Consider the following 25,398-nt stretch of genomic DNA (forward strand, 5'->3'; position numbering starts at 1 on the left):
ACATGTTATTGTTCTGGGCAATGGCACTGCTCCGTCAGGAGGTTTCCGTGGGTGAACCGCACGCGCTGGTCTCACAGGAGGGCCAGACCCTCGTCGTCACGATGAACCGGCCCGAGGCGCGCAACGCGATCACCGGCGAGATGATGGCGATCATGGCCGACGCGTGGGACCGGGTCGACGCCGACGACGGGATCCGCAGCTGCGTTCTGACCGGCGCGGGCGGCGCGTTCTGCGCGGGCGCGGACCTGAAGTCGATGTCGCGGAACTCGCCCGCCGCCGCCTTCGACGAAGGCCGGTTCGACCCCTCGCGCATCCCGGGTCTCCTGAAGGGACGCCGCCTGACGAAGCCCCTGATCGCGGCCGTCGAGGGGCCGGCGATCGCGGGCGGCACGGAGATCCTCCAGGGGACGGACATCCGGGTGGCAGGCGCCGGCGCGCGCTTCGGGGTGTCGGAGGCGCGATGGGGACTGTTCCCGATGGGCGGCTCGGCGGTGCGCCTGCCACGCCAGATTCCGTACACGGTCGCGGCGGACATCCTGCTGACCGGCCGTCACCTGACCGCCGACGAGGCACTGGCCATCGGCCTGATCGGCCACGTGGTCCCGGACGGCCAGGCGCTCGCGAAGGCACTCGAGCTGGCTTCGCTGGTGAACGCGAACGGGCCGGTCGCGGTGCGGGCGATCCTCCGGACGATCCGCGACACCGAGGGACTCCACGAAGAGGAGGCCTTCAAGCTCGACTCGCAGTACGGGATCGAAGTCTTCGCCTCGGAGGACGCCAAGGAGGGACCGAAGGCGTTCTCAGAGAAGCGGAAGCCGGAGTTCAAGGGCCGCTGACCGGCATCACGCGTGATCAGAGAGGCATCACGCGTGATCAGAGAGGCATCACGCGTGATCAGAGAGGCATCACGCGTGACTGGAGGGGCATCACCTGTGACCAGAGGGGCATCAGCGCGATGCCCCGCCAATCACGCGTGATGCCCGCCCAATCACGCATGATGCCTCTTCTGGCACAGAAATCTAGAACGCGTTCCATGCGTCGGGGCCTGGATCTTGCCGCCAGAACGAGAACGTGTTTCACTCATGGATGTGACCGAGACACCACTGGCGGCACCCCTCAACGTCGGCTTCGACTACACGCGCTCCACCGGGCCCGTCCTCGGCCGGTTCGTGAACGCGCTGCGGGAACGCCGCATCGAAGGCATCCGGGGCAGTGACGGGCGGGTGCACGTTCCGCCGGTCGAGTACGACCCCGTCACCGCCGACCAGCTCAGCGAGTTCGTCCCGGTGGCCGAAGAGGGCACCGTCGTCTCCTGGTCCTGGTGCGCCGAGCCGCTCGACGGCCAGCCGCTGTCCCGGCCGTTCGCCTGGGCCCTGGTCAAGCTCGACGGCGCCGACACCGCGATGCTCCACGCCGTGGACGCCGGCGAGCCCGGGAAGATCCACAGTGGACAGCGCGTCCGGGTCAAGTGGGCCGCGGACACCGTCGGGCACATCCGGGACATCGCCTACTTCCTGCCGGTGGACGCCGAGGACACCACGCCGACCGAGGCCGCTCCCCCGGTCGCCGACCGTGAAGAAGGCGCGCCGGTCAGTGTCGTCATCACGCCCGTGCACCTGAAGTACATGCACTCCGCCTCGCCCGAGGAAAGCCGCTACCTGCGTGGGCTCGCCGAAGGCAAGCTCATCGGCCAGCGGTGCCCGAAGTGCGAGAAGGTCTACATCCCGCCGCGCGGCTCCTGCCCGACCGACGGCGTCCCCACGACCGACGAGGTCGAGCTGCCCGACACCGGCATCGTGACGACGTTCTGCATCGTCAACGTGCCCTTCCTCGGGCAGCGGCTCAAGCCGCCGTACGTCGCCGCGTACATCCTGCTCGACGGCGCCGACATCGCCTTCCTCCACCTCGTCCTCGGCTGCGACGCCCAGGACGTCAAGATGGGCATGCGCGTGCGCGCGGCCTGGAAGCCCCGCGACGAGTGGTGGACGTCGCTGGAGAACATCAGCCACTTCGAGCCGACCGGGGAACCGGACGCGGCCTACGAAACCTTCGCCCACCACCTGTGAGGTCCTGATGCCAGACGTCGCGATCGCCGGGTTCGCGCAGGCCCCGAACGTCCGCGAGACCCCGGGCACCACCAACGGCGTGGAGATGCTCGTCCCGATCTTCGCCGAGGTCTTCGAGAAGACCGGGTTGTCCAAACAGGACATCGGCTTCTGGTGCTCCGGCTCGTCGGACTACCTCGCCGGGCGCGCGTTCTCCTTCATCGCCGCCGTCGACGCGATCGGCGCGTTCCCGCCGATCCACGAGTCGCACGTCGAGATGGACGCCGCCTGGGCGCTCTACGAGGCCTGGCTGAAGATCAAGATGGGCGAGGTCGAGACCGCGCTCGTCTACGGCTTCGGCAAGTCCAGCGCCGGGCAGCTGCGCCGGGTGCTCGCCCTGCAGCTCGACCCGTACGTCGTGACGCCGTTGTGGCCCGACTCGGTCTCGATCGCCGGGATCCAGGCGCGGGTGGGCCTCGAAGCCGGGCTCTGGTCCGAAAAGGATCTTGCCGAGGTCGCCGCCCGGGGTACGGACAAGGACGTCAGCGAACTGCTCGACACGCCGTACTTCGCGGACCCGTTGCGCCGGCACGACATCGCGCCGATCACCGACGGCGCGGCGGTGGTCATCCTGTCCACTGTGGAACGCGCGAAGGACATCGTCGACCAGCCCGCGGTGATCCAGGGCATCCAGCACCGCGTCGACTCCCCCGTGCTCGGCGCCCGCGACCTGACGCGGTCGCCGTCCACCGAGATCGCGGCGGAGGCCCTCGACCTCGACGGCGCCGACCTCGCCGAGCTGCACGCGCCGTTCACGCACCAGGAGATCATCCTGCGCAACGCCCTGAAGCTCGACGACAGTGTCAAGATCAACCCCTCGGGCGGCGCGCTCGCCGCGAACCCGATGTTCTCCGCCGGGCTCGCCCGCATCGGCGAGGCGGCCGCGCGGATCCACCGCGGCGAGTCCCGCAAGGCCGTGGCGCACGCGACGAGCGGGCCTGCCCTGCAACAGAACCTGGTGACCGTGCTGGAGGCCCGATGACCAAGCAGCTCACCGCCGTGCTCGGCACCGGCCAGACGCACCACCGCGCCAAGCGCCAGGACGTCTCGATGCCGGGCCTGCTGCGCGAGGCGATCGACCGCGCGATGGCCGACGCCCAGGTCGGCTGGGCCGACATCGACGCCGTGGTCCTCGGCAAGGCGCCGGACCTGTTCGAGGGCGTGATGATGCCCGAACTGTTCCTCGCCGACTCCCTGGGCGCGAACGGGAAACCGTTGCTGCGTGTGCACACCGCCGGCTCGGTCGGCGGCTCGACCGCGCTGGTCGCGGCGTCGCTCGTCCAGGCGGGTGTCCACCGGCGCGTGCTGACCGTGGCGTACGAGAAGCAGTCCGAGTCGAACGCCATGTGGGGCCTGTCGATCCTGCCGCCGTTCCAGATGCCGGTCGGCGCCGGCGCGGGCGGCTACTTCGCGCCGCACGTGCGCTCCTACATCCGCCGCTCGGGCGCGCCCGAGCACGTCGGGGCGATCGTCGCGGCGAAGGACCGGCGCAACGGCGCCCTGAACCCGTACGCACACCTGCGGCAGGCCGACATCACCGTCGAGTCGGTCCAGGCGTCGCAGATGCTGTGGGACCCGATCCGCTACGACGAGACGTGCCCGTCGTCCGACGGCGCGTGCGCGATGGTGCTAGGCGACGAAGCCGCCGGGGACGCCGTCGAGGGCGGGGCCGCCTGGATCCACGCGACGGCGATGCGCACCGAGCCGACCACGTTCGCCGGCCGCGACCAGGTCAACCCGCAGGCCGGGCGCGACGCCGCGGCCGCGTTGTGGGCCGAAGCGGGCATCACCGACCCGCTGTCCGAAGTGGACGTCGCCGAGATCTACGTGCCGTTCTCGTGGTTCGAGCCGATGTGGCTGGAGAACCTCGGGTTCGCGCCCGAAGGCGAGGGCTGGAAGGTCACCGAGGCGGGTGAGACGGCGATCGGCGGGCGGCTGCCGGTGAACCCGTCGGGCGGGGTGCTCTCGTCCAACCCGATCGGCGCGTCCGGCATGCTTCGCTTCTCCGAAGCCGCGAAGCAGGTCATGGGCCGGGCCGGGGACTACCAGGTGGACGGGGCACGCATCGCGGTCGGCCACGCCTACGGCGGTGGGTCGCAGTACTTCTCGATGTGGGTCGTCGGCGCCGGCAAGCCGCGTTGATACGCTCGACCCACCATGCCGAGACTCGCCGACCACGAGCAGCGCCGCCGCCAGATCGCCGAAGCCGTCTGGCGGATCGCCAGCGCGCGCGGGCTGGAAGACGTGTCCCTGCGCAAGGTCGCGGCCGAGGCCGGGGTCTCGCTGCGGCTGGTCCAGTACTACTTCGGCACGCGGGACGACCTGCTGCTGGGCGCGCTGGAGATCCTCAACGCCGACGCCGGCGAGAGCATCCGTGCCGGGCTCGGCCCGGAGGAGGACGCGACCCCGCGGGAGATCCTGCACGCGCTGCTCGTCGGGATGCTGCCGATCGACGACGAGCGCCGCACGCGGTACCTCGTGCACCTCGCCTACTTCGTCCGGTCGCTGTCCGACCCGGGCCTGGCCTCGGCGTTCAGCGGCGCGCCGCCCGAGCTGGAACGGCTGACCGCCGACCTGCTGTCCTGGGGCCGCGACCGCGGCGAGGTGGCGCCGGACCTCGAGCTGATGCCGGAGGCCGAGCTGCTCCTGTCGAGCGTCGACGGCCTGCAGACCAGCATCATCCTGGGCCGGCGGACGCCGGAAGCGGCGATCGCGCTGATCGACCACCAGCTGGACCGGCTGTTCCCCATCCGGCCGAAAGCAGGCGGACACGGCCCGCGGCCGGTCAGCGCGAGCCACCCGTTTCCGCCGTGACTGCGGCCGGATGGGGAACCACCAGCACAGTCAGCCGCGCGAACGTCGCCACTTGAGCGCGAGCAGCGTCCCGATCACCCCGGTCACCACGCCGACCGTGGCCGGCACCGCGACCGGCGGGTCCACCACGATCACCGGCTCGAACACGACCGGCGCGGGCGGCTGGATCGGCTTCGGCGGCGCGTCCGAAGCGGTCGCCGTCCACGCCGTGACGTAGACGAGCAGCCGCGCGACCAGCGAGATGAAGAAGATCAGGCCGATGATCGAGCCGAACGCGATGCCGGTCGGCGAGTCGCCGATCAGGCGCAGGTAGACGCCGCCGGCCAGCTTGAGCGCCTCGAAGCCGATGGCGAGGGCGATCGCGCCGCGCACCGCGCTGCGCACGCCGACCTTCTGCCGCGGCAGCCGCGTGAGCACCCACAGGAACACCAGCCAGTCGGCGGCCAGCGAGAGCGGCACCGAGGACGCCGAGACGAGCTGGTGGCCCCAGCTCGTGTCGTCCAGCCCGGCCAGCCGCAGCAGGTAGCTCCCGAGCGCGGTGCCGGAGAGGGTCAGCGTGAACGACACCAGCAGCGCCGCGCTCAGGCCGAGCAGCGCGAGCAGGTCGACGGCGACCAGCCGGAGCAGAGACTGGTCGGACCGGTTCTGCCCCCACAGCGCGGTCAGCGAGTCCCGCAGCGCGTTCATCCAGTTCCAGCCCGAGTAGAGGCCGATGACCAGACCGAACGCCCCGACGCTCGTGCGCTGCTTGACGAACCCGGTGAGCAGGTCCGTGGCCTTGGTCCCCAGCCCGCCGGGGAGCGTGGACACGATCGCGTGGACCATCGTGTCGAGCAGGTGCGGCTGGCTGGCCAGCACGAACCCGGCGACCGACGACGTCACCATCAGCAGCGGCACCAGCGACAGCAGGCTGAAGTAGGTGATCGAGGCGATGTAGTGGTAGCCGCCGGCGTCGATGTAGCGGTCGGCGGCGCGGGCGATGTGGTCCAGCCACCGGTACCGGGCACGGGCCCGCGCCCAGGGGCTCGGGGCCTTGGGGGAACTCTTCACGGACACTGTCTACCCAGCTGAAGGCCACTTCGCGCAGACAACACGCGGTTGGCCCCTCCGATCGGCGTCAACCGAGCACGACCAGCTCGGTCCAGTCGTCCTGGGGCAGCGCCGTGTCCGTCGTCGCGAAGACCGTGCTGCCCAGGAAGTCGAGCTCGCAGCCGAGGGTCGCGAGGAACGCCGTGTCGGCGGCGTCGCGGCCGGTCGAGATCCGGAGCATGGTCTGCCGCGGCGCGAGGTGGGTGGCGTCGAAGACGTACCAGTGGCCGTCGACGGCGGCCTCGAAGACGGCGTGGAAGTCCATCGGGGACAGTCCGGGCGCGTAGACGCCGACGTACCGCGCGGGGATGTCGAGCGACCGGCAGAGCGTGATGCAGACGTGCGCGAAGTCGCGGCAGACGCCTTCCCCGGCCAGGAGCGTGTCGATCGCGTCGTCGGTCCCGCGACTGGATCCGGCCACATAGGACAGTCGCTCGTGGACGTGCCGGACGATCCGGTCCACCTTGTCCTTGGTGCCCGGCACGGAGAACAGCTCGGGCGGCACCAGCCCGGCGATCCGGTCGGACGGGCAGTACCGGCTGGGCCGGGTGAACACGGCGATCTCGGCGAGGGTGACCGGCTCGGGTTCGGGCTCGGTCACCGCGTGCTCGGCGTGGTAAGAGACGCGGTGCTCCCCGGCGGGCAGCTCGAAGACCTCGGCGCGTGTCCCGTGCTCGAACTCGGCGAGCTCGCTCTCCCCGTGCCAGGACACGGTGAGCTCGTCAGTGTCAGCCCGCGCGGCGGCGACGGAGACCGCCGCGCGCCCGGGTTCGGTGACACGGACGGAGAACTCGACGTCGACGGTCGCTCGCGGGGCCATCGCGTCATGATGTCATGGTCGGGTGACCACCATCGTGCTCTTCCACTCCGTCCTGGGGCTGCGGCCCGTCGAGCTCGGCCTCGCCGACCGGCTGCGGGCCGCCGGGCACCGCGTCGCCACCCCGGACCTCTACGCCGGCTCGACCGCCGCGACGATCGAGGAAGGTTTTGCGCTGAAGGACACCGTCGGCTGGGCGACCATCGCCGGGCGGGCCCGGGAAGCCGTGCGGGGCCTGCCCGCGGAGACCGTGCTCCTGGGCGTGTCGATGGGAGCGGGGGTCGTCCAGGAGGTGCTGCCCGAGCGCCCGCACACGGCCGGCGTCGTGCTGCTGCACGCGGTGGGAGCGCTGCCCGCGTCGGTCCGCCCGGGCCTGCCGGCGCAGGCGCACGTCGCCGACCCCGACCCGATCGCGCCACCGGCGCAGGTCGCGGCCTGGCAGGCGGCCGCCACCGGTGCGGGCGCCGACGCCCGGGTGTTCACCTACCCGGGCGTCGGCCACTTCTACACGGACGCGGCCGGCCCCGACCACGACGAACCCGCCGCCGACCGCACCCGGCGGCGGGTCCTCGAGTTCCTCAGGCGTACCGAACCGGGTAGTGCTTGATCCCGTTCAACCAGCTCGACCGCAGCCGGACCGGGGCCGCCGCTTCGGTGATGCCCGGCATCACGTCGGCGATCGCGTTGAAGATCAGGTCGATCTCCAGCCGGGCCAGGTTCGCGCCGATGCAGTAGTGCGAGCCGGTGCCGCCGAACCCGACGTGCGGGTTGTCCTCGCGGAGGACGTCGAACTTCTCCGCGTTGTCGAACACCTCCGGGTCGAAGTTGGCGGAGCTGTAGAACATGCCGACGCGGTCGCCCTTGCGGATCCGCGCGCCGCCGAGCTCGGTGTCGCGGGTGGCGGTGCGCTGGAAGGCGACCACCGGGGTGGCCCAGCGGACGATCTCGTCGGGCGCGGTCTTCGGCCGCTGGTCCTTGTAGAGCTCCCACTGGTCCGGGTGGTCGAGGAACGCCTTCATGCCGTGCGTGATGGCGTTGCGCGTCGTCTCGTTGCCCGCGACGGCGAGCAGGATGACGAAGAACCCGAACTCGTCGGAGCCCAGCGCCTCGCCGTCGACGTCGGCCTGGATCAGCTTCGTGACGATGTCGTCCATCGGGCACTTGCGCCGGTCCTCGGCCATGTTCCACGCGTACCCGATGAGCTGCGCGGACGCCTCCAGGGGCTCGACCTCGTACTCCGGGTCGTCGTAGGCGACCATCTGGTTGGACCAGTCGAAGATCTTGAGCCGGTCCTCCTGCGGGACCCCGATCAGCTCGGCGATCGCCTGCAGCGGCAGCTCGCACGCGACGTCGGTGACGAAGTCGCCGGTGCCCTTCTTGCGCGCCTCGTGGACGATCTTTTCGGCGCGCTCGCGCAGCGTGTCCTCGAGCTTGGCGATCGAGCGCGGGGTGAAGCCCTTCGACACGATCCGCCGCAGCTTGGTGTGCTGCGGGGCGTCCATGTTGAGCAGCACCAGGCGGTTCGCGTTGAGGCGGTCCTCGGTCATGCTCTCGTCGAAGCGGATGATCGCGGTCTTCTCACTCGACGAGTAGAGCGTGCTGTCGCGGGAGACCTCCTTGACGTCTTCGTGCCGGGAGACGACCCAATAGCCGTCGTCGCCGAAGCCGGCGGTGTTCGTCTTCTGGGGGTTCCACCACACCGGGGCGGTCCGCCGGAGCTCGGCGAACTCGGCCAGGGGCAGCCGTTGGGCGTAGAGGTCCGGGTCCGTGAAGTCGAAACCGGCGGGGATGAGCGGAGCGGCCACGTTGCCTCCCACGGTTCGCCGTGAAACACGTTCTAACTCGGATTGAAGCATACGGTGTTAACTAACGGAAGGGCGTTCAGTGAAACCCGTTAACTTGACCGATGACGGCAGGTGAGCGGACGCTCAGTTACGGAAGATCAAGATTACGTGGATGCTGCGGCGGCTTGCCTAGAACGATAACTTGTTCTAGTTTTTGAGCCAGTGGACAGTGTTTCCCGACGAAGGGGACGACATGGGCGTGCCGGTCATCGTCGAAGCCGTGCGGACCCCGATCGGCAAGCGGGGCGGGCTGCTGGCCGGCCTGCACGCGGCCGAGCTGCTGGGCGCCGCGCAGCTCGCCCTGCTCGACCGGGCCGGGATCGACCCCGCGCTGGTCGAGCAGCTGATCGGCGGCTGCGTCACGCAGGCCGGCGAGCAGTCCAACAACGTCACGCGCACGGCGTGGCTGCACGCGGGCCTGCCCGAGACGGCGGGCGCGACGACCATCGACGCCCAGTGCGGCTCGGCGCAGCAGGCCACCCACCTCGTCGCCGGCCTGATCGCGGCGGACGCCATCGAGGTCGGTGTCGCGTGCGGGGTCGAGGCGATGAGCCGGGTGCCGCTCGGCGCGAACCGCGCGGGCGCGTCGCCGCGGCCGGCGTCGTGGTCGATCGACCTGCCCAACCAGTACGGCGCGGCGGAGCGCATCGCCGTCCGCCGCGGGCTGACGCGCGACGACGTCGACGCGTTCGGCGCCGCGTCCCAGCAGAAGGCCGCGGCCGCGTGGGAAGCCGGGCACTTCGACCGCGAAGTGGCGCCGGTGAAGGCTCCGGTCCTCGACGCTTCGGGGGCTTTGACGGGGGAAACTCGCCTGGTCGGCCGCGACCAGGGCCTGCGCGAGACGACCGTCGAAGGCCTCGCCCGGCTGAAGCCGGTGGTGGAGGACGGCATCCACACGGCGGGAACGTCGTCCCAGATCTCCGACGGCGCGGCGGCGCTGCTGCTGATGGACGCCGACCGGGCCGCTGCCCTGGGGCTGCGGCCGCGCGCCCGGATCGTCGCGCAGGCGCTGGTCGGGGCCGAGCCGTACTACCACCTGGACGGCCCGATCCGCGCGACGGAACGGGTGCTGTCGCGGACCGGCATGACGGTCGGTGACCTGGACCTGTTCGAGGTCAACGAAGCGTTCGCTTCGGTGGCGTTGTCGTGGCAGCGGACGCTTTCGCCCGATCCGTCCCGGGTCAACGTCAACGGCGGCGCGATCGCGCTGGGTCACCCGGTGGGCAGCACCGGAGCGCGGCTGCTGACAACGGCGTTGCACGAGCTGGAACGCCGCGACGCGTCGACGGCGCTGGTGACGATGTGCGCCGGCGGCGCGCTCGCCACGGCGTCGATCATCGAGCGGCTCTAGCCGGGGAGGTGGGCGTCCACCTCGATTTCGATCTTCATGCGCGGGTCGGCCAGGCCGCACTGAAGCATCGTCGCGGCCGGGCGGACGTCCGCGAAAGCCTTACGCAGCACCGGCCAGCACGGTTCGAAGTCCTCGCGTGCGGGCAGCAGGTACCGCACGCGGACGACGTCCGCCAGGGTGCAGCCCGCCTCCGCCAGCGCGGATCCGATGTTGTGCAGGCATTGCGCGGCCTGCTCGACGACGTCTTCGGAGATCGTCATCGTCGAGTAGTCGAAGCCGGTCGTGCCCGAGACGTACACCCGATCGCCGTGCACGACGGCGCGGGCGTACCCGATCTGTTCCTCGAAGGTGGAGCCGCTGAGGATCGCTCGCCGTTCCGTCATACCGCGCACGTTAGCTTGCGGCCGTTGTGCTTCACTTCGATGCATGATCTCGGAAAGCCGTTGCCCGGTGGAGGACGGTGAGCTCCTCGTCCGCCGCGGCGGCGAGGGTCCGGCGCTGCTGCTGATCGCGGGCGGCACCGGGGCGGGTGACTCCTACCGCGCGCTGGCGAAGCAGCTGTACGCGGAGTTCACCGTGATCACGTACGACCGGCGCGGCCACTTCGGCAGCACGGACACGACAACGGGCCCGGTCCCGGTGTCCCTGCAGGCCGACGACGCCCGGGCGGTGCTGGAGCGCACAACCGACGGCCCGGCGCTGGTGTTCGGCTCGAGCGCGGGCGCCCTGATCGGCCTCGACCTCGTGGCCCGGTTTTCGGACCGGGTGACCACGCTGGTCGCCCACGAGCCCCCGGCGGTCCACCTGATGCCGGACGCGGGCAGCTGGCTCGAGGCGGCGGCCGAGCAGGTCCGGCTGGCCCGTTCGGGTGAGCTGATGGCGGCGGTGACCCGCTTCGCGGACGCGATCGCGGGCGCGGCCCTGCCCGACCTGCCCACGATCCGCCTCCCCCACGAGGCCGACTGGGTCCGCCTGTTCGACCGCGAGCTGACGGAGTTCTTCGACTACCTGCCGGATCTGCGAGCGTTGCGCAGGGCGAGCACGGAGATAGTCCCGGTGGCGGGCGAAGCCAGCCGCGGCCGCTACCACTACCAGCCGGCGAAGATCCTGGCGCTGGAGCTGGGGTTGCCGTTCACCGAGATGCCGGGAGCCCATCTGGCACCGCAGCGAAACCCGGCGAAGTTCGCGGCGGCGTTGAAGGATCTGCTCACCCCGGAGCCGGCATGACGGAACCCTGGTCCCCGGAGGACGTGCGGCTCCTGAACGCGGCCCAGGAGCTGGAGATCGCGGTCGGCTCGCGCCGGTGGGTGCCGATTTGGGTCGTGTGCGCGGGTGAGCAGGTTTACGTGCGGACGTGGTACCGGCGGGAAACCGGGTGGTTCGGCGCCGCGGCGCGGTCGGGTCGGGCTCGCGTTCGGGTGGCGGGTCTGGAAGCCGAGGTTTCCGTCGAAGACGTCGGTGCCGCGTCGGCGGAGGTCACCGCGGCGGTCGACGCTGCTTACCGGGCGAAGTACGGGGGCGGGACGGACGCCATGGTCACGCCCGAGGCCGCGGCGACCACCCTGCGGCTCGACCGGGTCGGCGCGCCCTAAACCACTCGGATGCCGTCCTTCCAGACTTCCCGGATGTTCGACGCCAGCGCCGGGAAGTCGTACGGATCCCCCGCCACCACCACAAGATCGGCCCGCAGCCCCGGCTCGATCCGCCCCAGCTCGCCGTCCAACCCCATCAAGCGCGCCGCCGACGACGTTGTCGCCTCCAGGACGTCCGCCTGGGTCATCCCGCACGCCGCCATCAGCGCGAGCTCCTCGAGGTTCGTCCCGTGCGGACCCACCCCGCTGTCCGTCCCCATCGCGATCCGCACGCCCGCCGCGTACGCCCGGCGCACCGAGTCGCGGTGGACTTCCACCACCTCGCGCGCCTTCGCCACCACCGACGCCGGCAGATCCACGCCCGCGTCCGCCGCGCGGACCACGTTGACCGGGGCGATCAGCGTCGGGACCAGCCACGTTCCGTGGCCGAGCATCAGCTCGATCGCCTCGTCGTCGAGGTAGATGCCGTGTTCGATGGACCGCACACCCGCCCGCACCGCGTTCTTGATGCCCGCCGCACCCTGGGCGTGGGCCATCACCGGACGGCCCTGCGCGGACGCCTCGGCGACCAGGACCTCCAGCTCCTCCGGGGTGTACTGCGAATGCCGCGGGTCGTCGCGCGGGGAGAGCACGCCGCCGGTCGTGCACACCTTCAGCACGTCCGCGCCCGCGCGCAGCAGTGTGCGGGCGACGCGGCGCATCTCGTCGGGGCCGTCGGCCGTCGCGTCCGGGCGGCCCGGGTGCGGCACCAGCAGCGGGACGCAGATGCTCGACGGGTTCCAGCTGTCGCCGTGGCCGCCGGTCTGGCTGATCAGCCCGATCGAGATCTGCAGCCGCGGCCCGGGGATCAGCCCGTCGTCCACCGCCTGCTTGATGCCGAGGTCGGCGCCCGAGGCGTCGCGGACCGTCGTGATGCCCAGGCCGAGCGTCGCCCAGAGGTTCCGCGCGGCTTCGTAGAACTGGTAGGAGAACGGCTTCTGCACCCGCGACAGCAGCCCGATCTCCGACACCGTCACGTGCACGTGACAGTCGAACAGCCCCGGCAGCAGCACCGCGCCGGCGCAGTCGACACCCTCGTCGCCGTCCAGGTCCGTGCCGACGTCGACGATCCGGCCGTGCTCGACGACGACGTCCGCCTCGGCCGGCTCCGCGCCGGAACCGTCGAACACCGAACCACCGGTGAAAACCGTGCGCGTCACGCCGCCTCCACGGGAGAAGTCTGCCGCCGCGACACCAGCGCGGCCAGCGCCAGCACGACGACGTTGACGCCGAGCCCGATCAGGCCGACGTTGACGGTGCCGGCGAAATGAGTGTCCACAAAGGTCAGCCAGATGACGACGACCTCGCCGGCGACCAGCCCGGCGAACACCGGGCCCTTGCCCACCGGCACGCGCCTGAGGAAGCCCAGCAGGTTGGCCGGGGCCAGCTGGACCGACCCCGAATACGTGAGCAACAGCAGGTTGGCCAGCAGGTCCGGCCGGAAGATGCCCAGCACGAGGGCAAGGGTACTCGCGAGCACAACCGTGCCGTGGTTGATCCAGAACTGCTTGCGCCCGCCGCGCACGCGGACTATGTTGCGCGCCACCAGCGACGAGATGCCGATCAGGATCCCGGCCGCCGGGACCATCGCGGTGGCCGTCGCGGCGACGACGATGATGCCGGTCACCCAGCCGGGCAGGGCGTCCTTCGACAGCGTCAGCAATACGCCGTTCGGGTCACTGCCCTTGGGCACCACGAGGATCGCCGCGAACCCGACGACCATCGGCAGCAGCAGGCACAGCTCGTACACCGGCATCCAGGCGTAGTTGCGCCGCAGCACCTTCGGGTCGCGCGCCGACATCAGCGCCGGCCACGAGTGCGGCAACGTCATCAGCCCGACGCCGATGGCGCTGACCAGCATGCTCGTCACGAACCAGACGTGGTCGTTCGCTCCACTGTGGACGATCAGCTTCTCCGGGTGCAGCTGTTCGATCTTGTGGAACACCGCGGGGATCCCGCCGGCGAAGTGCGTCGGCACCGCGACGATCAGCACCACCAGCGCGACGAGCATGATGCCGTCCTTGAAGTACGACGTCGCCGCGACCCCGCGCAGCCCCGCCCACAGCACGAACGCGACCACCAGCACGCTGCCGGCGACCATGCTGAGCGTGCCGGACGCGCTGTCGCCGGTCACCAGCCGGACGATCAGCCCGAGCCCGGTGATCTGCAGCTGCAGGTACGGCAGCACGAAGACCACGCCCAGTACCGCCGACAGCGTCCCGAGCGCCCGGCTGGAGTAACGGTCTTCGAGGAAGTCGCCCTGCGTGAGGTAGCCGCGCTCCTTGCCCAGCGTCCACAGGCGCTTCGCGAGGAAGAACAGCACGACGTAGGCGATCGGCACGTACGGCAGCGCGTACATCGCCGCGACCCCGCCGGAGAACGCGAGCCCGGCCATGCCGAGGAAGGTGAAGGTGGTGAACACCTCCCCCGCCTGGAGGAACCACATGGTCATGGCGCCGAAGCGGCGGCCGCCGACCGTCCACTCGGCGAGGTCGGCGACGGGCTTGCGGCGGCCGACAAAACCCAGGACGCCGATCAGCACGATGCCGGCGAGGGTGAAGGCGAGGATCATTCGTCGTCCTCCCCGGCCGCGCGCAGCAGGCGTTCGGACAGCAGCAGCGCCGGGGTGAACATCAGGCACCAGAACGCGCCCCACACGACCATCCGCGGCAGCCCGAGCCACAGCCCGGTGGTGTTGACGAACGGCAGGAACGGCATCAGGACCAAGGCGAGCACCGGGAGCAGCGGGGGCCAGTGATAGCTGCGCACGCGCGTCACCCCGCCAGGATCCCGAGCCGGCGGACCGCGAGCTCGGCCAGCAGCGCGGCACCGTCGCCGAGCACGCTGTCGTCGAACCGGGCGCGGGGTGAGTGGTTGTCCGGCGCGGTCGCCGGGTCCGTCGGGCACGCGCCGAGGAAGAGGTAGGCGCCGGGCACGCGTTCGAGCACCCGGGAGAAGTCCTCCGAACCGGTGATCGGATCGGCCATCTCGGTGAACCGCTCCTCGCCGTAGACGTCGCGGATCGTGTCGGCCACGAAGTCGTACGCGCCGGCGTCGTTGACCGTCGCCGGGTACTCCGGCTCGAAGGTGACGTCGATGTCGAGGCCGTGCGCCTGGGCGATGCCCCGGCACACCCGCACCGCGCGCTCGCCGACGCGTTCGGCGACCTCCGGCGAGAACGACCGCAGGGTCGCCTCGAACACCGCGTCGTCCGGGATGATGTTGCGCCGCGTGCCCGCGTGGAACGTCCCGACGGTGACCACCACCGGGTCGAAGACGTCGAAGCCGCGCGTGACCATCGTCTGCAGCGCGGTCACCATCTCGCAGGCCGCCGGGATCGGGTCACGCGCGTCGTGCGGCGACGAGCCGTGCCCGCCGTCGCCGCGCACCCGCACGAACAGCCCGCCCGACGCCGCCATCAGCGTGCCCGGGCGGGCGGTGAAGTGGCCCTTCTCGTAGGTCGTGGCCGAGACGTGCAGGCCGTAGGCGGCGTCGACGTGCTTGCCGGACGCCGTCAGCACGCCTTCCTCGATCATGCGGCCGGCGCCGTCCCAGCCCTCTTCGCCGGGCTGGAACATGAACACGACGTCGCCGGGCAGGTCGTCCTTGCGCGCCGCGAGCAGCCGGGCCGAGCCGACCAGGCCCGCCGTGTGCAGGTCGTGGCCGCAGGCGTGCATCGCGCCGGGCACGGTCGAGCTGAAGTCCTCGCCACTGGCTTCGGTCACCGGGAGCGCATCCATGTCGCCGCGCAGGAGCACGGTGCCGCCGGGCTTGCCGCCGCGCAGGACGGCGGTGATCGAGGAGAGATTCTTGCCGAGGGAGATTTCGAGGGGCAGGCCGTCGAGCGCCGCGAGGACCCGCTCCTGGGTGCGCGGCAGGGTCAAGCCGATCTCGGGGATGCGATGCAGGTCGCGGCGCAGGGCGACCAGGTCGTCGAGGAGCGCGGCGGCGTCGGAGCGCAGGGTCATCCGCCGATCATGCGAGAGTCGAGCACAATGGCCGGGGAAAATCCCCGAAACCACCGTTCCGAGGTCCGATGAACGAAGAATCCGCCATGCTGGCCGAGCAGGACCTCAAACTGGTCGACGCGCTGCAGGCCGCGCCCCGGGCGTCCTGGTCGACGCTCGGCCGCGCGCTCGGCCTGGGCGCGGTGACCGCCGCCCGGCGCTGGGCCGCGCTCGTCGAGCGGGGCGACGCGTGGCTCACCGCGTACGCCGGGGGTGAGCTGACCGCGCAGCTGGCCCTGGCGTTCGTCGAGATCGACTGCGCGCCGGGGGCCGCGCTTTCGGCGGCGTCCGCGCTGGCCGCGGACCCGCGTGTCGTCACCGTCGAATGCGTGGCCGGGCCGGGCGACCTGCTCGCCCACGTCGTCGCGCCGACGTTGCGGGAGCTGGGCGCGCACGTCCTGGACCGCGTGACGGCGGTGCCCGGCGTGACCCGCGTCCGGACGGTGCTGTCGCCGCGGATGTTCACCGAGGGCAGCCGGTGGCGGGTGCGGGCGATCTCGCCGGGTCAGCGGGAGGCCCTTTCGGCGAAGCCGCCGAAGAACCGGGCGCCACTGCGGTTCGACGACGCGGACCGGGCGCTGATCCTCGCACTGGGCGTCGACGCGCGGGTGTCGGCGGCGGCGTTGGCGCTCGAACTCGGCGTCGGGGCGACGACGGTGCGACGCCGGCTGGACGCGCTGCTGGCCCGTGGCGCGATCCGCGTCCGGTGCGAGATCGCGCGGTCCGTGTCACCCGCGCCGGTGACGGTGACGCTCTGGCTGCGGGTCCCGCCGGACAAGCTGGAGACGACGGCGCGGTCGCTGGCGATGCTGCCGGAGGTCCGGATGTGCGCGGCCCTGACCGGGGCGGCGAACCTGATGCTGGTGGTGTGGCTGCCTTCGCAGCACGACACGGTGGCGCTGGAGGCGGTGCTGGCGGCGAAGCTGCCCTGGCTGGAGATCACGGACCGGGCGGTGACGCTGCGGAGCGTCAAGCTGATGGGCCGTCTCCTCGACGCGGCGGGGCGCGGGACGGGCCGGGTGCCGCTGGACTTCTGGGCCGCGGTCCCCGTGCCGGAGCACGGGAACCGCGGCGTGAGCCGGCCCGGGGGATGAGGGGGGTGAGGTGGAGGGAAGCATCCACCGGACCGGGGTCTGCGGGGGTTCTGGCGAGGGGCGGTCACCGGCCGGAAGTCTTTGGGGGCGGAAGTCGCGTGACTGGGGGCGGAACTCGCGTGACTGGAGCCGGAACTCGCGTAACTGGAGCCGGAACTCGCGTGACTGGGGGCGGAATTCGCGTGTCTGGGGGCGGAATTCGTGTGTCTGGAGGGTCGACTCGCGTGACTGGAGGGGGATCTCGCGTGACTGGGGAGGCTTCTTGCGTGAGTGGAGGGGAATCTTGGGTGAGGTGAGCGAGGAGGGAGGGTTCCGGCCGATGGACTGGGGGGTGAGGTGGAGGGAAGTGTCCACCGGGCCGGAACTCGCGGGCGGGAGCGACTCCCGCCGTCTCCTCCTTCGCTGATCCGGTGGGGCCGGATCGGTGTGGGTGAAGAATCCCGGCCCGGCGGACAGGGGGGTGAGGTGGAGGGAAGTGTCCACCGGGCCGGGGCTCGGGGCGCGGGACGGGGTCCCGCGGTTCTTCGGGTGGAGCAACCGCCCCGGCGGACTGGGGGGGGTGAGGTGGAGGGAAGTGTCCGCCGGGCCGGGGTTCGTGGGGCGGGTCAGTACCCGCCGGTCGCCGAGGCCGTCTTGAACGAGGAGTCGGGCCGGCGCGCGGGGTCGACCTTGCAGCCGCCGGGTTCGACGGCGTACCAGGCGTTCCCGGCGCCGTGGCCGTTCGCCTCGCCGGGCGCGCTGTCCTGGGCGTAGGTGTAGACGGGCCAGCCGCCGACGGTCACCTGCATGGTGCCGTCGCTCCGGCGGATCTGGCCGATGAGACCGGTGTCGACGCTTTCGGCGACGGTGATCCGGCCGTCGACGAGCACGGGCGGCCACTTGTCCGAACAGGACGCGTCGCAGGTGGACTGTCCGGAGTCCTTGCCGTCCTTGGTGAACAGGTAGAGCGTGCGGCCCGCCGAGTCCGTGAGGACCGGGCCGAGACCGCCGGCCTCGCCCGTGCCGACGGTGGTCGGCTTGGCCGCGGTGGCCGCCTTCTCCCCTTCGGCGTGACCGCCGCCCAGTCCGCGCTGACGTTCTGGCCCAGCGCGACGCCGGCGCCGGTGTCCTTGGCGTAGGTGTAGACCGGCCGGCCGGCCACCGACACCTGCTTGCGGCCGTCGGGCCGGGTGAGGAGGCTGACGAGCTTCTCGTCCACCCCGGCGACGAGCGCCGGGACGTCGGAGAGCAGCGGCGGCCACAGCTGGGCGCAGGCACCGTCGCAGACGGAGCGCGGCGGGTCGGCCGCGTCCTTGGCGTACTGGTAGAGCGTGTGGCCGCCGGCGTCGGTCAGGACCGCGCCGAGACCCTCCACTGTGGACGCCACGAGCTGGGCCTGGCCGGCCGTGGAGCCGGCCGGGACCGCGCTCGCCGGTTGCCGCGGGGCGCCGAGCGCCACCGACTGGACCGCGCCGGAAGCAGCGTACGGGTTGGACCCGCAAGCCGCGACAAGCGCGAATCCGGCGACGGTGAGCACGGCGGCGGCAACCGGGCGAGCACGGTTCATCGGAGGTTCTCCTTCCCGAATCCGGGTTTCAGCTGGCCGGGTGACTATTCCGCGCAGGCCTTGCCCGAGTTGACGCAGTTGACGAGGCGGCCCATGATCTTCTTGCTCATCACGTTCGCGAAGTCGTCGTGGTCGGACCGCGGGTTGTGCTTCTCCTGGGCGAAGGCGTCCACTTTGTACTGGCCCTTCTGCTGGACGTCCTGCGGGACGTCGTAGACCAGCGTCACCTGCAGCTGCGGCACGTTCTTGAAGCCCTGCGGGCACTTGCCCTGCTGGTTCGCGAACACGATGTGCGTGCGGTGGTTGGCGCTGTCGGTGTTCTTGCCGTCCCAGCAGTTCGGGAAGGCGTGGATGCGCTCGACCTTGCTGCCGGCCGGACAGATCGGGTAGAGGTCGGTCAGCCGGTCCTCGAAGCCGGTGCAGGTCCAGCTGGGCCGGGCGTTGGCCGGGCCGTTGGTGCTCTGCTTGGCGTCACCGTAGAGGATCTTCAGCCCGAGCGGCATCGCGACGACGTTCTTCGCGCCACCGCCGATGAACTTCAGGGTCGCGGACTCCGGCTCGAGGATCTCGCCGTCGTTGTCGCCGACCTCTTCGTTCGCGCCCTGGGGTCCGCCGAGCTCTTCGGCCGGGGGCGCGGCGGCGCTGCTGCTCTGGTTCTGGTTGCCGTTCTGGCCACCGTTGTTCTTGCCGCCGTTGCCGTTCTGGTTCTGGTTCTTGCCGCCACGACGCTGGTCCTGGCCCTGCTGCTGGTCCTGCTGCTGGTCCTGCTGCGCCTGCTGGTCCTGGTTGTCCTGCTGCTGCGCGTTCTGGTCACCGCCGCGGCCCGCGCCGCCACCGGTGTTCTTGCGCTTCTGCTGGCCGTTCTGGTCCTGCGCGTTCTGATCCTGCGCGTTCTGATCCTGCGCGTTCTGATCCTGAGCGTTCGGGTCGTCGGCCGCCTGGTCCTGACCCTGCCCGGCGTCCTTCGCGGCCTGCGCGTCCTTGGCGCTCTGGTCCTGCTGGACGTCGCCGGTCTTGCCCTGCTGCTTCTGCTGCGCCTGCTGGTTTTCGTTCTGGTTCGCCGCGTTGTCTTCGCGGTCGATCCGGATCACGGGCCAGAAGTACGCCGACTGGTCACCGTTCTTGCAGGTGGTGTCGCCGGCGAGCAGGCTCTTGAGGCTGGAGTCGGCGTCCGTGGTCACGTTGCCGACGTAGTCGTGCAGGTGCTGGGCGCCGTTCTTGATCCCGGGCTGGGCGATGAAGTTGTCCGGGTTGTGGTGCGCGCCGTCGGCGTTCGTTCCACAGTCGACGGTGAAGGATCCCTGCGCGCCCTTCTTCTGCAAGGCCGCGTTGACGTTGTTGCCCGCGGGAACCTTGTTGATGTCGATGAAGAACGACGGGTCGGCGGGGTCCGCGCTCGCTTCGCCCGTGCGGCCCGCGGTGACCGCGACGGCGAGTGCGCCGACGGCGATCGCCAGGCCGATCGCGCCCATGGCGATCTTCGTACGACGGGCGACGCGATGCTTGCCCGTCACGGGGGACCGAGAATTCCGGGCCATAGACTAGTTCACCTCGTTCGTTATTCCGGGCACGCCGAACACCGCGGTGGCCCGGGCAAGAACTACCGTTGGTTGAGGTCGAGATCACGCGGAGTCCGGGGATGCGTTCGGCTCCGGCGTCGGGATGCATCGGGGGATGCATTGGGGGATACGGACCCCGGTGCCACGAGGTTCAAAAGCGACCGGCCCGTTATCTGTTCGTTATCAAGCGGAACGCAACCGGGCAGCATCAACCCAGGTCACCGCGTTTTATCCGGGAAAGAGATTCAGCGCTGCACGGTGACGAGGACGGTGCCGTCGTCACCACGGACCTCGAAGCGCGCGATCTGGTCCATCACCATCGAGATGGAACCCTGCAGCCGCAACGGTTCCGACGAGCCAGGAATGCCGAAACCCTTGGGCGGCACCACCCAGCTGGACACCACGCGCTCGTCACCCGACGCCGAGACGGCGATCAGCTGGCACTTCAACGGCCCGACGATCCCGCGCAGCTCGAGGTCGACCCGGCTGCCCCACTCCACCGGGGAGACGGTGACGAGGGCGCTGACCGCGGACCCGCCGCTGCCGCGGCCGTAGGTCTGGCCGCCGCCGGGCTGGCTCGGGGTGCCGCTCTCCGGCGGCGCGGTGGACGTCGCGGGCACGCTCGTCACCGGCGGCGGCTGCTTGCCGCTCGGCGCGGCGAGCGACGCGGGCGGGACGGCGTCGGCCGGCCGGACCGCGAGGGTCACCAGCGGGCCGGCCACGACGAGGGAGGCGGCCGCGACGCCGGCGATGATGCCGAGGCGCTTGCGGCGGCGCCGCTTGACGGTGGCCTCTTCCATCAGGCCACGCAGGACCCGCGGCCCGGGCGCGAGGGTGCGCGGGCTCGGCGCGGGCATCGGGGGCTCTGGCCAGCTGCGCTTCACCAGGTCCAGGACGTCCGGGAGCTGGTAGAGCTCGATCAGGTCGAGCTGGCAGTGCGGACAGTTCATGAGGTGGGCTTCGAACTGGGTGTTCTCGGCCTCGCTGAGGACGCCGAGCACGTATGCGGCGACATCGGTGTGTGCGGACCCGGCCACCCTCAGTTCACCCCCGCTCGCGGAGGGCACGGCGCAGCGCGCGGACGGCGTGGTGGATGCGGGACTTGATCGTGCCCGGGGGCACCCCGAGGGTCGCCGCGACCTCGTTCACGGTCCGATCGCGCAGGTAGGTCTGCTGGATGGCCTCCCGCTGCTCGGGCGAAAGCCCCTGCAGCGCCTCGTAAACGATCATCGCGGCGAGCGTCCGGTCCGATTCGTCGGACACCGCGATCGCGTCGGATTCGATCTCCTCGAGCTCCTGGGGGCGGACGCTCCGGCTGCGCCAGCCGTCGATGACGATACGCCGGGCCACCGTGAACAGCCACGCGCGCAACATCTCGGGCCGGCGGTCGAGCTTGTCCGCGTTCCGCCATGCCTTGATCAGGGTCTCCTGCACGACGTCCTCGGCCCACTGCCGGTCGTGACCGGTCAGCCGCAGGGCGAACGCCATGAGGGACCCGCCGAACTCCTGGTAGAGCGCCTTCGCCAGATCATCGGAGGCGTCGTCGGACCCGACAACCGCTTCCTGGTGATCTTCGACGGGTCTCAGCGCTCGAGTGTGCCGTCCCACGCGGCACATCCTGGTGTGCCGGAGCCCCGGAGTCCAGTACCAAATGTCCCGGAACTTTTTTGAACCGTTTCCGGATCGTGTCCGTATCCCCTACCGAAGACCCCCGACAAGGCGTTGTCCCCCGCAACGCTCCGCATCCACTCCGGACCGAAAGTCCACTGTGGATCTTTCGCGCGCTTTTCCGCCGCACCCTCGGCGACGGCGCGTAGTCATGCCCCACGGAGGAGCAGTGATCCGCATTCCCCGAACGGTGGTCCCCGCCGCCGTGTGCCTCACCGCACTCGCTCTGCTCACCGCCTGCACCGCCGGCGCCGCGACCACCTCGGGTGGTTACGCCGCAGGTGGCGGGGCCGGCATGCAGATGCCCGGCATGCAGGCGCCGCTGACCCTGGCGATGCCGCAGCCCATCACCGCCAACCCGAACGACCCGGCGAAGAGCCAGCTCCGCGCGGCCAAGACCTTCGACCTCGGCCTGATGCTCGTCGACGGGACCGGGTACACGATCTACCGCTACGACCGGGACACGACCGACCCGTCCCGGTCCAACTGCAACGACGCGTGCGCCGCGAAGTGGATCCCCGTCAAGACCGGCGGTCCCGCGCCGATCGACGTCGACCAGTCCCTCATCGGCCAGATCACCCGCGACGACGGCACCCAGCAGGTCACCCTCGCCGGCTGGCCGCTGTACCACTTCACCGGCGACAGCGAACCGGCCGACACGTCCGGCCAGGGCGCCGACCAGGCCTGGTACCCGATCGCGCCGGACGGCAAGAAGATCACGCTGACCCAGGACGAGTGGAGGCAAAATGCGTTCGGCGTCTGAGTTCGCCACGCTCGAGCTGGACCCGCCGTCCGCTCTGGAGCGCTCGCGGCCGCTGGTCCGCATCCTGTTCGTGGTCGTCGCCGTGCTGGCGCTGCTCGCGCCGGGTTCGGCCTCGACCGCCCAGACCACCGCGGTCTCGCCCACCGACGCGGTGCTGCTGACCAAGGTCCGCCAGGCCGGTCTGTGGGAGATGCCCTCCGGCATGATGGCCATGGAGAAGGGCAGCCCGCAGGTCAAGGCGGTCGGCTTCGCGATCATGATGGACCACGGCCGGCTCGACGTCGCGACCCGCGCGCTGTCGGCGAAGCTGAACTCGCCGGTCCCCGACCAGCCGTCCGACGAGCAGCGCGGCTGGCTGCTCGAAGAGATGAACGCGGCGCCCGGTCCGGCCTTCGACCGCGTGTTCGCCAACCGGCTGCGCGCCGCGCACGGCCAGGTCTTCGCCGTCCTGGCGCAGCTGCGCGCCGGCACCCGCAACGACGACGTGCGCGCCTTCGCGACCGTCGGCAACCAGGCCGTGATGCGGCACATGACGATGCTCGAGAGCACCGGGATGGTCGACTACACCGCGCTCCCCGAGCCCAGTGTGTCCACCACCGCGGCGCCCGCCGGGGCCCAGCTGGGCCTCGACACCTCCCAGATCGCCGTGGTGTCGGCGTTGTTCCTGCTGGTCGGCGGTGGTCTGTTCTACGTGCTGCGCCAGATCAAGGGCAACCGCCGCGGCCGCGGCTCGTCCCGTCCGGTCCCGGTCCGTGCCGGGGGCACCCATGGTTGAGACCTGGCACGACGCGACGATCCTGATCACGCAGCAGTTCCAGCCGAAGACCGACCCGGCGGCGCGCGGCCTTGCGGCGTTCGCCGCCCGGGCGTCCTACGCGGCGATGATGCTGACTCTCACCTGGGGCGTGCTCACCGCCACGGGCTGGGTGCGCTCGGTCACCGGCCGCAAGGCGCTGCGCAGCACGCACATGGTCCTCGCGACCGGAACGCTGATCTTCGGCGGCATCCACGCGCTGGGCTTCTTCTACCTGACGATCCAGCCGTACACCCTGCAGTACCTGTTCGTCCCCTTCCTCTCCGGCCAGGAGACCCGGCACAACCTCGGCATCGTCGGTCTCGAGGTCATGCTGGCCATCGGCTTCACCGCCGGCCTGCAGCGGTTCACCTCCTACCGCCGCTGGCTGTGGCTGCACCGGTGCGCGTACCCGGCGGTGGCGCTGACGGCGCTGCACGCCTGGTTCGGCGCGATCGCCAACGGCCACCTCTCGACCGTGTGGCTGGGCGGCATCACGCTGCTCATCCCGGCGGTCACGGTGTCGCTGCTGCGGTTCATGCCCGCCCGGACCCTGGAACGCATCGGGCTCGTGGAAGAGCAGGTGGCCTGACATGCCCTTCCGTTTGCCCGGTGGCGGGCCCCGGATCAGCGTCGACAACGACCGGTGCGAGCTCTACGGCATCTGCGCCATGGAGGCGCCCGACGTGTTCGACCTCGGCCAGGACGGCCGGCTGCGGTTCCACACGCGGCTGCTGGACGAAACCACGATCGAACAGGCGAAGATGGCGGCCCGCTGCTGCCCGATGCAGGCGGTCGTGATGAGAGGGGACCTCGATGGCTGACGGCGACCGGATCGTCATCGTCGGCGCGGGTGTCGCAGGGTTGCGCGCCGCGGAACGACTGCGGGAACAGAACTTCGACGGTGAGATCGTGCTCATCGGCGACGAGGCCCGGCGCCCCTACCACCGCCCGATGGTGTCCAAGGCCCTCGTGATGGGGACCGAACGGCCCAGCGACGTGGGCCTTTCGCACTACCTGCCGGACCTCGACGTGCACTGGCGCCTCGGCGCCCGCGTCACGCACCTGGACACCACCGAGCGGGTCGTGCACCTGCCCGGCGGGGAGTCCCTCTGGTACGACGGCCTGATCGCCGCGACCGGCGTCTACCCGCGGCACCTGCCCGGGTCGCCGCGGCACGACCCGCGCGTGCGGATCCTGCGCACGGTCGAGGACTCGATGGCCGTGCGGCGCTGCCTGCACGCCAGCAAGAAGCCGGCGGTCGTGATCGGCGCCGGCCTGATCGGCAACGAGTTCGCCGCGAGCATGCGGCACATCGGCCGCGACGTCACGCTCGTCGGGCACGCCAAGGCCCCGCTGCACCGCTTCGGCGACCGCGTCTCGAGCGGCGTCGTCGAGGCGCACCACGAGCACCGGGCGAAGCTCGCGATGAAGAGCGAAGTGCGGCACTGGATCAGCACGAAGGACACCGTCGGGCTGCACCTGACGAACAACCAGCTGCTGGTCGCCAGTGTCGTCGTGCTCGCCATCGGCAGTGTCCCGTCGGTCGACTGGATGCGCGGCTCCGGCCTCGACATCAGCGACGGCGTGCTCTGCGACTCGAAGCTGTTCGCCGAGGGCGCGTCCGACGTCGTCATCGCCGGCGACATCGCGCGCTGGCCGAACCTGCGCTTCGACGAGACCCCGCGCCGCGTCGAGCACTGGATCAACGCCGTGGAGTCGGCCCGGCACGCGGCGGACAACCTGCTGATGGGCCACTCCAGCGCCGTGCCGTTCACCCCGCTCCCCCGGGCGTGGTCGACGCTGTACGACACGCGGCTGCAGATGTGCGGCATGCCGTCGCTGGCCGAGGACACCGTCACGCTCGCCGACGGCATCACCGGCTTCATCCGCGACGGCCGGCTCGTCGGCGTCTCGGCGTGGGACAAACCGCGGGCGATGCTCGACTGGATGGCCGAGCTCGACCGGCGGCTGCCCGCGCCCGACTACGTGCCCGAGCCGGAGCCCGCTCCGGTCGCCGAGGTCCCCGAGGTCCCGGTCGTCGAGCCGGCGCTCGCCGCGCTGGCGGCCGAGGTGCCGACGGAGTTCGAAAGCGGCTTCGACCAGCAGGCCTTCGAGCGCGAGTTCGAGAGCGAGTTCGCCAACAACATCCCCACGACGGCGTTCCCCGCGCTGGCGGCCCCGCCGACCACGGCGTTCGCCGCCCAGCCCGGAGCGGCCGCGCCGCCCACCATGGCCATCCCGATGGGGAGGTAGCAGAGCCGGGGCGGGGCTGCGCGCGGCGGCCCCCGTCCCTTGCCGGTCACCACGCCCCCTC

Annotated in this window: 27 protein-coding genes and 2 pseudogenes; 15 read left to right on the forward strand and 14 right to left on the reverse strand. The window is 71.1% G+C overall.

Features of this window, described 5'->3' with window-relative positions; translation table 11 throughout:
- Positions 1–47: 47 nt before the first annotated feature.
- From ACZ61C_RS16610 to ACZ61C_RS16630, 5 genes are all read left to right on the forward strand, one after another.
- Positions 48–836 carry a crotonase/enoyl-CoA hydratase family protein gene (locus tag ACZ61C_RS16610; RefSeq protein ID WP_465307475.1) on the forward strand — a complete coding sequence of 263 codons (789 nt, stop codon included), beginning with the start codon at positions 48–50 and terminating at the stop codon, positions 834–836.
- A 246-nt stretch (positions 837–1,082) separates the two neighbouring features.
- The gene (locus ACZ61C_RS16615) at positions 1,083–2,066 is read left to right on the forward strand and encodes a Zn-ribbon domain-containing OB-fold protein (RefSeq protein WP_465307477.1); all 984 of its coding nucleotides are present in this window, start codon (positions 1,083–1,085) and stop codon (positions 2,064–2,066) included.
- 7 nt (positions 2,067–2,073) lie between these two features.
- Positions 2,074–3,087: a thiolase domain-containing protein gene (locus ACZ61C_RS16620; protein WP_465307479.1), complete on the forward strand. Its 1,014-nt coding sequence runs from the start codon at positions 2,074–2,076 to the stop codon at positions 3,085–3,087.
- Positions 3,084–4,247 carry a thiolase domain-containing protein gene (locus tag ACZ61C_RS16625; RefSeq protein WP_465307481.1) on the forward strand — a complete coding sequence of 388 codons (1,164 nt, stop codon included), beginning with the start codon at positions 3,084–3,086 and terminating at the stop codon, positions 4,245–4,247. Before ACZ61C_RS16620 ends, ACZ61C_RS16625 begins: the two co-directional genes overlap by 4 nt.
- A 15-nt stretch (positions 4,248–4,262) precedes the next feature.
- A complete protein-coding gene (locus ACZ61C_RS16630) occupies positions 4,263–4,919 on the forward strand; it encodes a TetR/AcrR family transcriptional regulator (protein ID WP_465307483.1) in 657 nt (218 codons plus the stop codon).
- Between the two features lie 30 nt (positions 4,920–4,949).
- Here ACZ61C_RS16630 and ACZ61C_RS16635 read toward each other — a convergent pair whose 3' ends face one another.
- Together ACZ61C_RS16635 and ACZ61C_RS16640 are read right to left on the reverse strand one after the other, a co-directional pair.
- Entirely contained in the window at positions 4,950–5,969 is a 1,020-nt protein-coding gene (locus ACZ61C_RS16635) for a YhjD/YihY/BrkB family envelope integrity protein (RefSeq protein WP_465307485.1), read from the reverse strand.
- 67 nt (positions 5,970–6,036) lie between these two features.
- The gene (locus tag ACZ61C_RS16640; protein ID WP_465307487.1) at positions 6,037–6,828 is read right to left on the reverse strand and encodes a transglutaminase-like domain-containing protein; all 792 of its coding nucleotides are present in this window, start codon (positions 6,826–6,828) and stop codon (positions 6,037–6,039) included.
- Positions 6,829–6,850: 22 nt separating this feature from the next.
- Here ACZ61C_RS16640 and ACZ61C_RS16645 point away from each other — a divergent pair, with 22 nt between their 5' ends.
- Entirely contained in the window at positions 6,851–7,432 is a 582-nt protein-coding gene (locus ACZ61C_RS16645; RefSeq protein ID WP_465307489.1) for a dienelactone hydrolase family protein, read from the forward strand.
- Here the strand turns inward: ACZ61C_RS16645 and ACZ61C_RS16650 are convergent.
- Positions 7,404–8,630 carry a cytochrome P450 gene (locus ACZ61C_RS16650; protein WP_465307491.1) on the reverse strand — a complete coding sequence of 409 codons (1,227 nt, stop codon included), beginning with the start codon at positions 8,628–8,630 and terminating at the stop codon, positions 7,404–7,406. The two genes, ACZ61C_RS16645 and ACZ61C_RS16650, sit on opposite strands and share 29 nt — an antisense overlap.
- 232 nt (positions 8,631–8,862) lie before the next feature.
- Between ACZ61C_RS16650 and ACZ61C_RS16655 the strand changes: the two genes are divergently transcribed.
- Complete coding sequence (locus ACZ61C_RS16655; protein ID WP_465307493.1) at positions 8,863–10,020, forward strand: steroid 3-ketoacyl-CoA thiolase; 1,158 nt, start codon at positions 8,863–8,865, stop codon at positions 10,018–10,020.
- Here the strand turns inward: ACZ61C_RS16655 and ACZ61C_RS16660 are convergent.
- Positions 10,017–10,403, reverse strand: a complete 387-nt coding sequence (locus ACZ61C_RS16660) for a RidA family protein (protein ID WP_465307495.1) — start codon at positions 10,401–10,403, stop codon at positions 10,017–10,019. The two genes, ACZ61C_RS16655 and ACZ61C_RS16660, sit on opposite strands and share 4 nt — an antisense overlap.
- A 43-nt stretch (positions 10,404–10,446) precedes the next feature.
- Between ACZ61C_RS16660 and ACZ61C_RS16665 the strand changes: the two genes are divergently transcribed.
- Both ACZ61C_RS16665 and ACZ61C_RS16670 read left to right on the forward strand, forming a co-directional pair.
- Positions 10,447–11,247 carry an alpha/beta fold hydrolase gene (locus ACZ61C_RS16665; protein ID WP_465307497.1) on the forward strand — a complete coding sequence of 267 codons (801 nt, stop codon included), beginning with the start codon at positions 10,447–10,449 and terminating at the stop codon, positions 11,245–11,247.
- On the forward strand, positions 11,244–11,612 hold the full coding sequence (locus ACZ61C_RS16670; RefSeq protein ID WP_465307499.1) for a DUF2255 family protein: 369 nt from the start codon (positions 11,244–11,246) through the stop codon (positions 11,610–11,612). Before ACZ61C_RS16665 ends, ACZ61C_RS16670 begins: the two co-directional genes overlap by 4 nt.
- Here the strand turns inward: ACZ61C_RS16670 and ACZ61C_RS16675 are convergent.
- Genes ACZ61C_RS16675 through ACZ61C_RS16690 form a run of 4 tightly spaced genes read right to left on the reverse strand, consistent with a single transcriptional unit; the run spans position 11,609 to position 15,619 of the window.
- Positions 11,609–12,811, reverse strand: a complete 1,203-nt coding sequence (locus tag ACZ61C_RS16675; RefSeq protein WP_465307501.1) for a metal-dependent hydrolase family protein — start codon at positions 12,809–12,811, stop codon at positions 11,609–11,611. The two genes, ACZ61C_RS16670 and ACZ61C_RS16675, sit on opposite strands and share 4 nt — an antisense overlap.
- On the reverse strand, positions 12,808–14,223 hold the full coding sequence (locus ACZ61C_RS16680) for a sodium:solute symporter family protein (RefSeq protein WP_465307503.1): 1,416 nt from the start codon (positions 14,221–14,223) through the stop codon (positions 12,808–12,810). Before ACZ61C_RS16680 ends, ACZ61C_RS16675 begins: the two co-directional genes overlap by 4 nt.
- Positions 14,220–14,420, reverse strand: coding sequence for a hypothetical protein (locus ACZ61C_RS16685; protein WP_465307505.1), 201 nt, complete (start codon positions 14,418–14,420; stop codon positions 14,220–14,222). Before ACZ61C_RS16685 ends, ACZ61C_RS16680 begins: the two co-directional genes overlap by 4 nt.
- Before the next feature lie 5 nt (positions 14,421–14,425).
- Positions 14,426–15,619 (reverse strand): M20 metallopeptidase family protein, encoded by a 1,194-nt coding sequence (locus tag ACZ61C_RS16690; protein WP_465307507.1) that lies wholly within the window; start codon positions 15,617–15,619, stop codon positions 14,426–14,428.
- Between the two features lie 68 nt (positions 15,620–15,687).
- Between ACZ61C_RS16690 and ACZ61C_RS16695 the strand changes: the two genes are divergently transcribed.
- On the forward strand, positions 15,688–16,752 hold the full coding sequence (locus ACZ61C_RS16695; protein WP_465307509.1) for an Lrp/AsnC family transcriptional regulator: 1,065 nt from the start codon (positions 15,688–15,690) through the stop codon (positions 16,750–16,752).
- A 605-nt stretch (positions 16,753–17,357) separates the two neighbouring features.
- Here ACZ61C_RS16695 and ACZ61C_RS16700 read toward each other — a convergent pair.
- The 6 genes and pseudogenes from ACZ61C_RS16700 to ACZ61C_RS16725 form a co-directional block, all read right to left on the reverse strand.
- A complete protein-coding gene (locus ACZ61C_RS16700; RefSeq protein WP_465308258.1) occupies positions 17,358–17,621 on the reverse strand; it encodes a hypothetical protein in 264 nt (87 codons plus the stop codon).
- A 51-nt stretch (positions 17,622–17,672) separates the two neighbouring features.
- A pseudogene (locus tag ACZ61C_RS16705) lies at positions 17,673–17,816 on the reverse strand (hypothetical protein); the annotation flags it as partial.
- 44 nt (positions 17,817–17,860) lie between these two features.
- A pseudogene (locus ACZ61C_RS16710) lies at positions 17,861–18,298 on the reverse strand (hypothetical protein); the annotation flags it as partial.
- Positions 18,299–18,342: 44 nt separating this feature from the next.
- Complete coding sequence (locus tag ACZ61C_RS16715; RefSeq protein ID WP_465307511.1) at positions 18,343–19,836, reverse strand: DUF1996 domain-containing protein; 1,494 nt, start codon at positions 19,834–19,836, stop codon at positions 18,343–18,345.
- Positions 19,837–20,102: 266 nt separating this feature from the next.
- Positions 20,103–20,894: an anti-sigma factor family protein gene (locus ACZ61C_RS16720; RefSeq protein WP_465307513.1), complete on the reverse strand. Its 792-nt coding sequence runs from the start codon at positions 20,892–20,894 to the stop codon at positions 20,103–20,105.
- A 7-nt stretch (positions 20,895–20,901) separates the two neighbouring features.
- On the reverse strand, positions 20,902–21,465 hold the full coding sequence (locus ACZ61C_RS16725) for a sigma-70 family RNA polymerase sigma factor (protein WP_465307515.1): 564 nt from the start codon (positions 21,463–21,465) through the stop codon (positions 20,902–20,904).
- A 229-nt stretch (positions 21,466–21,694) separates the two neighbouring features.
- Between ACZ61C_RS16725 and ACZ61C_RS16730 the strand changes: the two genes are divergently transcribed.
- From ACZ61C_RS16730 to ACZ61C_RS16750, 5 genes are read left to right on the forward strand one after another with little or no spacing between them, the layout of a single operon-like run.
- The gene (locus tag ACZ61C_RS16730; protein WP_465307517.1) at positions 21,695–22,288 is read left to right on the forward strand and encodes a hypothetical protein; all 594 of its coding nucleotides are present in this window, start codon (positions 21,695–21,697) and stop codon (positions 22,286–22,288) included.
- Positions 22,272–23,063, forward strand: coding sequence for a DUF4142 domain-containing protein (locus ACZ61C_RS16735; protein WP_465307519.1), 792 nt, complete (start codon positions 22,272–22,274; stop codon positions 23,061–23,063). The genes ACZ61C_RS16730 and ACZ61C_RS16735 overlap by 17 nt, the downstream gene beginning before the upstream one ends.
- Positions 23,056–23,673, forward strand: coding sequence for a ferric reductase-like transmembrane domain-containing protein (locus ACZ61C_RS16740; protein ID WP_465307521.1), 618 nt, complete (start codon positions 23,056–23,058; stop codon positions 23,671–23,673). Before ACZ61C_RS16735 ends, ACZ61C_RS16740 begins: the two co-directional genes overlap by 8 nt.
- 1 nt (position 23,674) lies before the next feature.
- Entirely contained in the window at positions 23,675–23,905 is a 231-nt protein-coding gene (locus ACZ61C_RS16745; RefSeq protein ID WP_013224408.1) for a ferredoxin, read from the forward strand.
- A complete protein-coding gene (locus tag ACZ61C_RS16750) occupies positions 23,898–25,337 on the forward strand; it encodes an NAD(P)/FAD-dependent oxidoreductase (protein ID WP_465307524.1) in 1,440 nt (479 codons plus the stop codon). Before ACZ61C_RS16745 ends, ACZ61C_RS16750 begins: the two co-directional genes overlap by 8 nt.
- The last annotated feature ends 61 nt before the right edge of the window (positions 25,338–25,398 follow it).

This window comes from Amycolatopsis sp. NPDC104587 (assembly GCF_055583645.1).

Coding starts and splice junctions, on each gene's coding strand:
- ACZ61C_RS16615 (WP_465307477.1), top strand. CDS start 1,083: ATGGATGTGACCGAGACACCACTGGCGGCACCCCTCAACGTCGGCTTC.
- ACZ61C_RS16750 (WP_465307524.1), top strand. CDS start 23,898: ATGGCTGACGGCGACCGGATCGTCATCGTCGGCGCGGGTGTCGCAGGG.
- ACZ61C_RS16625 (WP_465307481.1), top strand. CDS start 3,084: ATGACCAAGCAGCTCACCGCCGTGCTCGGCACCGGCCAGACGCACCAC.
- ACZ61C_RS16745 (WP_013224408.1), top strand. CDS start 23,675: ATGCCCTTCCGTTTGCCCGGTGGCGGGCCCCGGATCAGCGTCGACAAC.
- ACZ61C_RS16715 (WP_465307511.1), bottom strand. CDS start 19,836: ATGGCCCGGAATTCTCGGTCCCCCGTGACGGGCAAGCATCGCGTCGCC.
- ACZ61C_RS16680 (WP_465307503.1), bottom strand. CDS start 14,223: ATGATCCTCGCCTTCACCCTCGCCGGCATCGTGCTGATCGGCGTCCTG.
- ACZ61C_RS16620 (WP_465307479.1), top strand. CDS start 2,074: ATGCCAGACGTCGCGATCGCCGGGTTCGCGCAGGCCCCGAACGTCCGC.
- ACZ61C_RS16695 (WP_465307509.1), top strand. CDS start 15,688: ATGAACGAAGAATCCGCCATGCTGGCCGAGCAGGACCTCAAACTGGTC.
- ACZ61C_RS16735 (WP_465307519.1), top strand. CDS start 22,272: ATGCGTTCGGCGTCTGAGTTCGCCACGCTCGAGCTGGACCCGCCGTCC.
- ACZ61C_RS16660 (WP_465307495.1), bottom strand. CDS start 10,403: ATGACGGAACGGCGAGCGATCCTCAGCGGCTCCACCTTCGAGGAACAG.
- ACZ61C_RS16670 (WP_465307499.1), top strand. CDS start 11,244: ATGACGGAACCCTGGTCCCCGGAGGACGTGCGGCTCCTGAACGCGGCC.
- ACZ61C_RS16740 (WP_465307521.1), top strand. CDS start 23,056: ATGGTTGAGACCTGGCACGACGCGACGATCCTGATCACGCAGCAGTTC.
- ACZ61C_RS16640 (WP_465307487.1), bottom strand. CDS start 6,828: ATGGCCCCGCGAGCGACCGTCGACGTCGAGTTCTCCGTCCGTGTCACC.
- ACZ61C_RS16665 (WP_465307497.1), top strand. CDS start 10,447: ATGATCTCGGAAAGCCGTTGCCCGGTGGAGGACGGTGAGCTCCTCGTC.
- ACZ61C_RS16630 (WP_465307483.1), top strand. CDS start 4,263: ATGCCGAGACTCGCCGACCACGAGCAGCGCCGCCGCCAGATCGCCGAA.
- ACZ61C_RS16655 (WP_465307493.1), top strand. CDS start 8,863: ATGGGCGTGCCGGTCATCGTCGAAGCCGTGCGGACCCCGATCGGCAAG.
- ACZ61C_RS16690 (WP_465307507.1), bottom strand. CDS start 15,619: ATGACCCTGCGCTCCGACGCCGCCGCGCTCCTCGACGACCTGGTCGCC.